At 58.3% G+C, this 11,547-nt stretch carries 10 protein-coding genes and 1 pseudogene; 7 read left to right on the top strand and 4 right to left on the bottom strand.

Going from position 1 to position 11,547, the window contains the following annotated elements:
- The 3 genes from ACRXB1_RS19065 to clpS form a co-directional block, all read right to left on the bottom strand.
- Positions 1–1,053: amino acid permease (locus tag ACRXB1_RS19065; RefSeq protein WP_449492876.1), on the bottom strand; the 1,053-nt coding region annotated here is incomplete at its 3' end.
- A gap of 220 nt (positions 1,054–1,273) precedes the next feature.
- On the bottom strand, positions 1,274–3,574 hold the full coding sequence (gene clpA, locus ACRXB1_RS19060; RefSeq protein ID WP_061998708.1) for an ATP-dependent Clp protease ATP-binding subunit ClpA: 2,301 nt from the start codon (positions 3,572–3,574) through the stop codon (positions 1,274–1,276).
- Positions 3,571–3,885 carry an ATP-dependent Clp protease adapter ClpS gene (clpS, locus tag ACRXB1_RS19055; protein WP_031359828.1) on the bottom strand — a complete coding sequence of 105 codons (315 nt, stop codon included), beginning with the start codon at positions 3,883–3,885 and terminating at the stop codon, positions 3,571–3,573. The genes clpA and clpS overlap by 4 nt, the downstream gene beginning before the upstream one ends.
- 592 nt (positions 3,886–4,477) lie before the next feature.
- On the opposite strand from clpS, the gene ACRXB1_RS19050 reads away from it, so the two are divergent.
- Positions 4,478–4,684, top strand: a complete 207-nt coding sequence (locus tag ACRXB1_RS19050; protein ID WP_035497884.1) for a cold-shock protein — start codon at positions 4,478–4,480, stop codon at positions 4,682–4,684.
- A gap of 141 nt (positions 4,685–4,825) precedes the next feature.
- Here the strand turns inward: ACRXB1_RS19050 and icd are convergent, their stop codons facing one another.
- Entirely contained in the window at positions 4,826–6,079 is a 1,254-nt protein-coding gene (gene icd / locus ACRXB1_RS19045) for an NADP-dependent isocitrate dehydrogenase (RefSeq protein WP_061998707.1), read from the bottom strand.
- Positions 6,080–6,327: 248 nt separating this feature from the next.
- On the opposite strand from icd, the gene ACRXB1_RS19040 reads away from it, so the two are divergent.
- The 6 genes and pseudogenes from ACRXB1_RS19040 to ACRXB1_RS19015 all read left to right on the top strand — a co-directional run.
- On the top strand, positions 6,328–6,897 hold the full coding sequence (locus ACRXB1_RS19040) for a pseudouridine synthase (protein ID WP_449492875.1): 570 nt from the start codon (positions 6,328–6,330) through the stop codon (positions 6,895–6,897).
- Positions 6,898–7,247: 350 nt separating this feature from the next.
- Entirely contained in the window at positions 7,248–7,442 is a 195-nt protein-coding gene (locus ACRXB1_RS19035; RefSeq protein WP_061998706.1) for a hypothetical protein, read from the top strand.
- Between the two features lie 211 nt (positions 7,443–7,653).
- Positions 7,654–8,154 carry a DUF192 domain-containing protein gene (locus tag ACRXB1_RS19030; RefSeq protein ID WP_062170474.1) on the top strand — a complete coding sequence of 167 codons (501 nt, stop codon included), beginning with the start codon at positions 7,654–7,656 and terminating at the stop codon, positions 8,152–8,154.
- Positions 8,155–8,446: 292 nt separating this feature from the next.
- On the top strand, positions 8,447–10,552 hold the full coding sequence (gene fusA, locus ACRXB1_RS19025) for an elongation factor G (protein ID WP_061998705.1): 2,106 nt from the start codon (positions 8,447–8,449) through the stop codon (positions 10,550–10,552).
- Positions 10,553–10,686: 134 nt separating this feature from the next.
- Positions 10,687–11,181, top strand: a complete 495-nt coding sequence (locus ACRXB1_RS19020; protein ID WP_449492874.1) for a cupin domain-containing protein — start codon at positions 10,687–10,689, stop codon at positions 11,179–11,181.
- Positions 11,182–11,364: 183 nt separating this feature from the next.
- Positions 11,365–11,547, top strand: a pseudogene (locus tag ACRXB1_RS19015) (ABC transporter substrate-binding protein); the annotation flags it as partial.

Here is an 11,547-nt window from a genome sequence, read left to right as displayed (position 1 = left end):
TTGCCGACCGCGGCGCTTTCCGTCTCGACCATCGGCATTGCGCTGGCGACCGTCCTGACCGCGTTCTGGCCGGCGATGGCCTTCGGCTTGATGATGTCGCTTGCCATCTTCGGCGCGATGTTCGCGTGGCTGATGATCTTCGTCACGCATCTTTTCTTCCGCGCGCGACAGGCTGAACATCATGCGCGTGGTGATATAAAGCTGGCTGTTCATGGCGGACAGCGCCGCGACCAGCACCACGAAGTTGATCACACCTGCCGCGTACGGAACGTGCGTGGCGGCCATGACCTTGACGAACGGACTTTCGTCAGTGCTCGCCTGCGTCCATGGAACGATGGCCAGCATCAGCGCCAGCGTGAGTAAGTAAAACAGCACAAGACGGAAGACGGTCGACCTGAACGCCTTCGCCACTGCGCGTTGAGGATCGCGCGCTTCGCCCGCTGCGACCGCAATGGTCTCGATGTTCAGGTAGCTGAAAATCGACACGATCACCGCGAACCACATGCCTTTCAAGCCGTGCGGAAAGAACCCGCCGTGCGCGGTGAAGTTGCTGAACCCCACGCCGGAAGATGTTGGCGCGCCATAGACGAACACGGCGCCGAGCAAAATGAACGCGACGATAGCCACGATCTTCAGCATCGAAAACGCATACTCGATCACGCCGTAGACCTTCACGCTGGCTGCGTTCACACCGATCAACGCGCCCGAAAACCCGACGATCCAGTACCAGCCGGGCACGTTCGCGAACCAGTACTTCATGAACACGGCAACCGCGCTGACCTCCGTGCCGACGGCGAACACAACCGCCGACCAGTAGGCGTACCGCACGAGAAACCCCGCGAGCGGCCCGATATAAAACTCTGCGTAAGCGCCGAATGAACCCGATGTCGGATGCGCCACCGTCATCTCGGCCAGCGCGCCCATCAGCAACAAGGCGATGACCGCGCCTATTGCGTAACTCAGCAACACGCTCGGCCCCGCAAAGCCGATCGCAAAACCACTGCCCAGAAACAATCCCGTTCCAATCGCCCCGCCAATGGCGATCATCGACATCTGTCCGGCCGTCAGACTCCGGTGCAGCCCCTTCTCCCGTTCGACAATGGTCTCGAACGACCCACGTTCAAAGCTCAAATCAACCTCTTGAAGTCAATATCCGCAACGCTCGCGGACGTAAAAAAGCGAGGCGGCGCGGAAAGTTTCTCCGCGCCGCCTCGCCGATGATGACACACCTTACACGCGTGTCACCTGACTTCAGTCATCACCTGCTTGTTGCTTACTCGACCTCGACCGCTTCCGGGTTTGGATTGCGCGGGACAGGGCTTTCGTCAAACGTCAGCGACACCTTGTCGTCCGCATCCACGTCGACCGTCACGCGGCCACCCGTCATCAGCTTGCCGAACAGCAACTCGTCAGCCAGCGCACGACGAATCGTGTCCTGGATCAGGCGCTGCATTGGCCGTGCGCCCATCAGCGGATCGAAACCATGCTTCGCGAGGTGCTTGCGCAACGCGTCCGTAAAGACCGCATCGACCTTCTTCTCGTGCAACTGATCTTCCAGTTGCATCAGGAACTTGTCGACCACGCGCATGATGATTTCTTCATCCAGCGAACGGAAGCTGATGATCTGGTCCAGACGATTGCGGAACTCAGGCGTGAACATCCGCTTGATATCGGCCATTTCGTCGCCGGTTTCCCGACGGTTCGTGAAGCCGATAACCGATTTCTGCATCGCTTCAGCGCCCGCGTTCGTCGTCATGATGATGATGACGTTGCGGAAATCTGCCTTGCGACCGTTGTTGTCGGTCAGCGTGCCGTGGTCCATGACCTGCAGCAGCACGTTATAGATATCCGGATGCGCCTTCTCGATTTCGTCCAGCAACAGCACGCAATGCGGCTTCTTCGTGACGGCTTCGGTCAGCAAACCGCCTTGATCGAACCCGACATATCCCGGCGGCGCGCCGATCAGCCGGCTCACCGCGTGACGTTCCATGTACTCGGACATGTCGAAGCGCAGCAGTTCGATACCCAGCGTGAACGCCAGTTGCTTCGCAACTTCCGTCTTGCCGACACCCGTCGGACCCGAGAACAGGAATGCGCCGATTGGCTTGTCCGTCTTGCCGAGACCCGCACGCGCCATCTTGATGGCAGCCGCGAGGGCATCGATGGACTGGTCTTGCCCGAACACCACGCTCTTCAGATCGCGATCCAGCGTCTGCAGCTTGCTGCGATCGTCTTGCGACACGCTTTGCGGCGGGACGCGGGCGATCTTCGAGATGATTTCCTCGATCTCATTCTTGCCGATCGTTTTCTTCTGCTTCGACTTCGGCAGGATGCGTTGCGCGGCACCCGCTTCATCGATCACGTCGATTGCCTTGTCCGGCAAATGACGGTCGGTGATGAAACGCGCCGACAGTTCGGCCGCTGCCGAAAGCGCACCCGACGAATACTTCACGCCGTGGTGTTCCTCGAACCGCGACTTGAGTCCACGCAGGATCGCGATGGTCTGCTCGACAGTCGGCTCAGCGACATCAACCTTCTGGAAACGACGCGACAACGCTGCGTCTTTTTCGAAGATCCCACGATATTCGGTGAACGTAGTGGCGCCGATGCACTTCAGTTGACCCGACGACAACGCCGGCTTCAGCAGATTGGATGCATCCAGCGTTCCACCCGATGCAGCACCCGCACCGATCAGCGTATGAATCTCGTCGATGAACAACACCGCATGCGGGCGTTCCTTCAACTCTTTCAACACTGTCTTGAGACGCTGCTCGAAATCGCCCCGGTACTTAGTACCGGCGAGCAATGCACCCATATCGAGCGAATACACCTGTGCGTCGGCGAGAATATCCGGCACTTCGCCGCGCGTGATGCGCCATGCGAGCCCTTCGGCAATGGCGGTCTTACCCACGCCAGCCTCACCCACGAGCAGCGGATTATTCTTCCTGCGGCGGCAAAGTACTTGCACCACACGTTCGACTTCCAGTTCGCGGCCGATCAGCGGATCGATCTTGCCGTCCTTCGCAAGCTGGTTCAGGTTCTGCGTGAACTGCGCAAGAGGGGTTTCCTTTTGCGCTGCCGCGTCTTCCGCCTCCGGATTCGCTTCGCTGCTCGCCTTCGCCGCATCGCCCGTGTTCGTCTTCGCAATACCATGCGAGATGAAATTGACGACGTCGAGGCGCGTCACGCCCTGCTGTTGCAGGTAGTAGACGGCATGCGAATCTTTTTCGCCGAAGATAGCGACCAGCACGTTCGCGCCGGTGACCTCCTTCTTTCCATTCGACGTTGATTGCACATGCATGATCGCGCGCTGAATTACGCGCTGAAAACCAAGCGTGGGCTGAGTATCGACGTCGTCCGTGCCGGGCACGGTGGGCGTGTTGTCATGAATGAAATTGCGCAGGTTTTGCCGCAAATCTTCAATGTTTGCTGCGCATGCACGCAACACTTCAGCCGCGGTCGGGTTGTCCAACAAGGCCAGTAAAAGATGCTCGACCGTAATGAACTCGTGCCGCGCCTGACGTGCTTCCATAAACGCCATGTGCAGACTGACTTCCAGTTCCTGGGCAATCATGCTTCCTCCATCACACACTGCAGCGGATGACCCGCTTGCCTCGCGTGGCTAACGACTTGCTCAACTTTGGTCGACGCGATGTCCCGCGTATAGACCCCACAAACTCCCCTGCCTTCGCGATGAACCTTCAGCATGATCTGCGTCGCAGTCTCACGATCCTTATTGAAATGTTCCTGCACGACGAACACGACGAATTCCATCGGCGTGAAGTCGTCATTCAACAGCACCACTTTGTACATGGACGGCTGTTTGAGCTTCTGTTCCTGCCGCTCCAGTACGGTGCCATCCTGCTTGTTGGGATTGATCGCCATACGCCCATTCTAAACAACTTGGACAGGCTCGCCATCTCGCCAAAACTCCGTTCGCCGTAGGGGCCGAATCGATGTCGCCGCACACTTCGCGCGACCTGTCGCTTGCTGAATTCCGCCGGCTCTTTTTACCGAACCGGCCCTCTTGAAACACCGTTGAATCCAGTATCGCACAGCTCTCAAAAAAACGAATTGTTCACCTTGTGCGGCCTGCCCTGGTCACTTCCTGGACGACTTTGCTGCGCCTCGTACAAGCGATACGGCCCGCCAACATTGCGCACGTCTCGTGCCGCTTCCTGCCTGTACTGCATGTGCGTCGATTATGCGACTTTTCAAGATGGCGTGCTTGTGCGGCGGGATACGCGCAAAGCGGGAAAAACCCTTGAAATGAGGCATTTACAACGGCTTTACGGCCATCTCAAAATTTTCTTGACACCTGATTTAAGAGATTAAACAATCAAATTGGCACTTTTTTCCGAAGCGTTTCAGGTGAAGAAAGGCCGAGGTGAGCTTGTGAGGAGGGGGCGGCTCACATAGTGGGTCGTCAAGCTTTTCGAGCGTGCTCGTGGTAGCGACGAGAGTAAGAGGGGAAGTGATGTCAACAGGTACGGTCAAATGGTTCAACGACGCGAAAGGCTACGGATTCATCACGCCCGATGAAGGCGGCGAAGATCTGTTTGCACATTTCTCGGCGATACAGATGAATGGTTTCAAGACGCTCAAGGAGGGCCAGAAGGTCAGCTTCGAGATTGTCCAGGGACCGAAGGGCAAACAGGCATCGAACATCCAGGAATCTGCCTGACCGTTCGAAAAGCGCACAGTCCTCGAAACCCGGCTGCGAGCCGGGTTTTTTTGTTTTGGGACGGGAAACGGACGAAAAAAGCCCAGATGCCTTTCGGTTGCATCGGGGCCTCAGCCATTTACTACATGTCCAGTTGCACGCCTACATATTCTCGACCAGCACCTGCCCGAACCCTGAACACGACACTTGAGTCGCGCCTTCCATCTGGCGTGCGAAGTCATAGGTGACGCGTTTTTGCAGGATCGATGCTTCCATCGACTTGATGATGATGTCGGCGGCTTCGATCCAGCCCATATGGCGCAGCATCATTTCCGCCGAGAGAATCTCCGAGCCAGGATTCACGTAATCCTTGCCCGCGTACTTCGGCGCCGTGCCATGTGTAGCTTCGAACATGGCGACCGAATCCGACATGTTCGCGCCCGGCGCAATGCCGATTCCGCCAACTTGCGCCGCCAGAGCGTCGGAAACGTAGTCACCGTTCAGGTTGAGCGTGGCGATCACATCGTATTCGGCGGGACGCAACAGGATCTGCTGCAAGAAGGCGTCCGCGATCACGTCCTTCAAGACAACGTCATTACCCTTCGGGTTCTTGATCTTCATCCACGGGCCGCCATCGATCAGCTCGGCCGCGAACTCCTTTTGCGCGAGCGCGTAGCCAAAGTCACGGAATGCGCCTTCCGTGAACTTCATGATGTTGCCCTTGTGCACGAGCGTGACCGAACTGCGGTTGTTGTCGAGTGCGTACTGGATTGCCTTGCGAACCAGGCGCTCCGTGCCCTCACGCGACACCGGCTTGATCCCGATACCCGATGTCTCCGGAAACCTGATCTTTTTCACGCCCATCTCTTCCTGCAGGAACTTGATGATCTTCTTCGCGCCTTCGGACTCAGCCGGCCATTCAATACCGGCGTAGATGTCCTCGGAGTTCTCGCGGAAGATGACCATGTTGGTCTTCTCCGGCTCGCGCACCGGCGACGGTACGCCCTTGAAGTACTGGACCGGGCGCAGGCAGACGTACAAGTCGAGTTGCTGGCGCAGCGCGACGTTGAGCGACCGGATACCGCCGCCCACCGGCGTGGTGAGCGGTCCCTTGATCGAAACGACATATTCCTTCAGCACGTCCAGCGTTTCGTCGGGCAGCCAGACGTCAGGGCCGTAAACCCTGGTCGCCTTCTCCCCGGCGAAGATTTCCATCCAGTGAATCTTCTTCTTGCCGCCGTACGCTTTTTCCACGGCTGCGTCGACTACCTTGATCATCACCGGTGTGATGTCCACGCCCGTGCCGTCGCCTTCAATAAACGGAATGATCGGCTGGTCGGAGACATTGAGGGTGTAATCGGCGTTGACGGTGATCTTCTCACCCTCCGTCGGAACCACGATGTGCTGATACGGCATGAGCGACTCCAATTCAAACTGGACTATTAGATAAGGAAATGCACGGAAATCGGTGGCAAAAAAAGGGTAGCCAGACAATGTCGCCAGCCTTGCAGCCAAGGCCGGCGCACGTTCGAGACGGCTTCGAAGGCTATTCTAGCCCACGGTATGAAGCGTCCGCCCGGATGGCGCGTATGCCGGTTCCGTGATGTTGGTGCATTAAGATGCCGGCATTCGCCATTTACCGCACCGACACTGCACCAGACGCCATGCCGCTGATTGCGCTCAATAAACCGTTCGGCACGATCTGCCAGTTTTCAGCGCACGAGAAACATCCGTCGCTGGCTGAATGGATCGATACGCCCGGCGTGTACCCCGCGGGCCGGCTCGATACCGACAGCGAAGGCCTGCTCCTGCTCACCGACGACGGCGCGCTTCAGGCGCGCATTTCAGAACCGCGTCACAAACTCGTGAAACGATATTGGGCGCAAGTCGAAGGCGCGCCCGATGCCGCCGCGCTCGAACGGCTGGCCGCAGGCGTCGATCTGGGAGATTTCGTCACGCGCCCATGCAAGGTGAAGTTGGTCGAGTCGGTGGAAGCGCTTTGGCCGCGCACCCCGCCCATTCGATACCGCGCCGCCATCCCGACGACGTGGATCGAGTTATCGATTACTGAAGGGCGAAACCGGCAAGTACGCCGCATGACGGCGGCCATCGGGTATCCGACTTTGCGGCTGGTGCGCACCGGCATAGGCGCGCTCGATGTCTTCGGCCTCGGCCTCGCACCCGGCGCATCAATGAACCTGCCCGCTCGTGCGCCCTGGAACGGCATCGTTTAACTGATGCCCGTTTGAGTGTTGCATCGCGCGCACCACATTACGAATTCATTTCGGCTTCCAAACGATCTTCTACTGACCGCCTTGCGTTATCCCATAAAAACTCACGTCAACCGACTTACCGCAAGCGGCGTTATTCGCAGCAGATGCCTTAAAACGCCATCCGGCATTAGCGAAGAACTGCAACGAACAACCCTTTTATGAAGGCTTTACGTAAGGTTCAAGTGCTCGCAGCGGGATCGACATTTTTGTTCGAGACCCCTGTCAACCAAAAGGTGGATGGCTCGTTTACCGACATGACTCCATCGACCGGGTCATAAGGTTAAATCAAACTAAAGCTGAGGATTCACAACATGAACAAACTGATCGCTGCTCTCGTCGCTGGCCTGTTCGCAACGGCTGCATTCGCACAAGCTTCGGCACCGGAAGCATCGGCACCTGCAGCTGCTTCGACCGCTCACAAGTCGGCACACAAGAAGTCGACCCACAAGAAGGCTACGCACAAGAAGGCAGCTTCGGCTGCTGCAGCTTCGGCCGCGTCGGAGTAAGTCGCATCAATTGGTCATAGATCGCGGCAACGCGACGCTAATACCAAGTAGTGCTGTCGCTCACGCGACATTAAAGGCAGACACCTTCAGAGGTTCTGCCTTTTTCTTTTTGCACGTGCTCAAGTAACATGCGCCAGTCATGCCGGATCATTCAGTCAACCGGCTTTATCCCGTGAGGAGTTTCGCCGTGCGTCTTTCGTGGCCTTCATCAATGTCCCCCCGCTCAATCCCGTCGTTCAACCTTGGCCGTCTGGTTCGCCGTGCGCTCGTCGTGGTTGCCATGCCGCTCATTTCGCTTGGCGCACACGCGCAGCAAATGCCGCCGGGCGCCAAGCAACCCGGAGACTTTCCGCACACCAAGCTCACGGCCGGCATGTATGTGATCGACGCCGCCATTGCTTCATCCGACGCCGATCGCGAGCAAGGCCTGATGTATCGCACGAAGCTCGCGCCCAACGAAGGCATGCTGTTCGTGTTCAACGAACGTGCCGTGCATTGCTTCTGGATGAAAAACACGTTGATCCCGCTGTCGATTGCTTTTATTCGCGAGGACGGCACGGTGACGGATATCGATGAAATGCAGGCCGAGACGGAGAACAACCATTGCCCACGCAACAACGGCGTGTACGCGCTCGAGATGAGCAAGGGCTGGTTCACCGCAAAGGGAATCAAGCCTGGAATGAAGATCGAGGGATTGCCGCCCGTGCAGTAACGCACTCCGGCGCCCGGAATCCCCGGCCGCGCCCGTAAATGACTTTGGAGCCGGCTGCCGCTTTCGGGCGCGCGCCGGCTTTTTGCGTTGTGGGACGCGCGAGGCGCCTCTAGCGAACGGATTCGCCGTTTTTGGCGGGCTGGCAAGATTCCTGCAAAGAGAGCCTCGACGCGCTATCCTGATAAACCAGCGAAACACGCATAGCGCTTCGCTCCGGAGCCGCCAAACCGCCATTTTCAGCATTCGGCCGGTTCGGCAACAAAAAGCTCCATCCAATCAACAGGAGGTTCAAGTGCCCCGCAAGACTCCCATCGACCGCTATCGGAATATTGGTATCAGCGCTCATATCGATGCCGGCAAGACCACGACCACCGAACGCATTCTTTTCTACACTGGCGTGAATCACAAAATTGGTGAGGTTCACAACGGCGCGGCGACGATGGACTGGATGGAGCAGGAACAGGAGCGCGGCATCACCATCACCTCTGCCGCCACCACGGCCTTCTGGAAAGGCATGGCCGGGAATTACCCTGAACATCGTATCAACATCATCGATACACCCGGACACGTCGACTTCACCATCGAAGTGGAACGGTCTATGCGCGTGCTCGACGGCGCCTGCATGGTCTACGACTCGGTCGGTGGCGTGCAGCCGCAATCCGAAACCGTATGGCGCCAGGCCAATAAATACAAGGTTCCGCGCATTGCGTTCGTGAACAAGATGGACCGCGTGGGCGCCGATTTCTTCCGCGTGCAACGTCAGATTGGCGAGCGCCTGAAAGGCGTCGCCGTGCCGATGCAAATCCCCGTGGGCGCCGAAGATCATTTCCAGGGCGTGATCGACCTGGTCAAGATGAAGGCGATCATTTGGGACGAAGCCAGTCAGGGCGTGCTGTTCGAGTATCAGGAAATCCCTGAGAACCTGCTCGCAACCGCCGAGGAATGGCGCGAGAAGATGATCGAAGCGGCCGCGGACGCCAACGAAGCGCTGATGGACAAGTACATCGGCGGTGAGGAAATCAGCGAAGACGAGATCAAGGCGGCCATCCGGTCACGGACGCTGCGCAGCGAGATCGTGCCGATGTTCTGCGGCAGCGCGTTCAAGAACAAGGGCGTGCAGGCGATGCTCGACGCGGTGATCGACTATCTGCCGTCGCCGGCGGACGTGCCCGCCATCATGGGCGTGGACGAGTACGACAAGGAAGCGGAACGTCATCCGACTGACGAAGACCCGTTCTCCGCGCTCGCGTTCAAGATCATGACGGACCCGTTCGTGGGCCAGTTGATCTTTTTCCGCGTGTATTCGGGCGTCGTGAATTCCGGCGATACCGTCTACAACGCCATCAAGGAGAAAAAGGAGCGGCTCGGCCGGATTCTCCAGATGCATGCGAACGAGCGTCAGGAAATCAAGGAAGTGCGCGCAGGCGATATCGCCGCGGCCGTGGGTTTGAAGGAAGCGACGACCGGCGACACGCTGTGCGACCCCGCTCATCCGATCATTCTGGAACGCATGATCTTCCCGGAACCGGTGATCTCCCAGGCCGTCGAGCCGAAGACCAAGCCCGACCAGGAAAAGATGGGTATCGCGTTGAACCGGCTCGCGCAGGAAGATCCCTCGTTCCGCGTGCAGACCGACGAGGAATCCGGCCAGACGATCATTTCCGGCATGGGCGAGCTGCACCTGGAAATTCTCGTCGACCGGATGCGCCGGGAGTTTGGCGTTGAAGCGACCGTCGGCAAGCCGCAGGTGGCGTATCGCGAGACCATTCGCATTCCGGTTGAAGATATAGAAGGCAAGTTCGTCAAGCAGTCGGGTGGCCGCGGTCAGTACGGTCATGTGGTGCTGAAGCTGGAACCGCAAAAACCGGGTACCGGCTATGAATTTGTCGATGCCATCAAGGGCGGCGTGGTTCCGCGCGAATACATTCCGGCCGTGGACAAGGGCGTCCAGGAAACGCTGAAGGCGGGTGTGCTGGCGGGTTATCCGGTCGTCGACGTCAAGGTGACGCTGACTTTCGGCTCGTACCACGACGTCGACTCGAACGAAAACGCGTTCCGCATGGCTGGATCGATGGCGTTCAAGGACGGCATGCGCAAAGCCAAGCCGGTGCTGCTCGAACCGATGATGGCCGTGGAAGTGGAAACGCCCGAGGACTTCATGGGCAACGTGATGGGCGATTTGTCGTCACGGCGCGGCATCGTTCAGGGGATGGAAGACATTGCCGGTGGCGGCGGCAAGCTGGTTCGCGCCGAAGTGCCGCTCGCGGAAATGTTCGGCTATTCAACGACGCTGCGCTCGCTGACTCAAGGCCGCGCGACCTACACGATGGAGTTCAAGCATTACTCCGAGACGCCGAACAATGTCGCGGAAGCCATCGTTAATTCGAAGTCGAAGTAAACATCGTCGAGTTTGGAGCTTGATGCAGAGCTAGATTCAAAGCGAAGTTTGCTGAAGTCCGCTGAAGTCGGCTGTTTTTTGCCGGTGGCAGCGGACTTTTTCATGCGTTTATCCATCGGCCAGCGGGAGACAGAATGAGCGACGAACAGCAACATGAACACGATCACACAGACTGGCGCGAGAACGGCGTCAAGGTCATCAAGGGCGATCAGCTCGATACCAACACGGCCCAGACGCCCGGCATGAACCGCGCGGCCGCGATCAATGCAGCGCGCGTCGGCGCGCAGAAGATCTGGGCCGGCACGGTCACGATCCATCCGAATGCCAAGACCGGGGCGCATCATCACGGCGCGCTCGAAAGCGTGATCTACGTGGTGCGCGGACAGGCGCGCATGAAATGGGGCAATCACCTGGAATTCACAGCCGAGGCCGGCCCGGGCGATTTCATCTTCGTGCCGCCTTACGTGCCGCATCAGGAGATCAACGCGCTGACCGATGAACCGCTGGAATGCGTGCTCGTGCGCAGCGACAACGAGGCGGTCGTGGTGAATCTGAACATCGATGCCGTGGAGCAGCCCGAAGAAGTGTTTTGGGTCGATCCGATCCACAAACATCCGCATCAGCACTGATAGATAGCGCTTGGATAACCCTCTTCCAGGGCGAAAATAATGCCGAGCGAAACGCGGGCCGGAAACGGAACGTAATTTGCTCCGCTAAACTGGATGTGCGCCGGAAAGCTGCTTTGAGCCGCGCCAGCGTGCGCAGTGTCGTCGAGTCAAGAACAACAACCGAACCCAGAACCGGACAGCCCGATGAAGAAAACCGTCACCACGCCTTTTTTCTCCGATTCCACGCTCGACGCAGCGCGCAACTCAACGGGAGAACTGGGCAACCATGCCATCGATGAATTCAAGGCCGGCCGGCTCTCGCGGCGCGAGTTGCTCAGGCACGCAAGCCTGCTGGGTTTGTCGACGGCGGCGTTGGCAGCGGGAGGA

The organism is Caballeronia sp. M23-90 (genome assembly GCF_053574605.1).
This window is presented reverse-complemented; position numbering and strand designations above follow the sequence as displayed.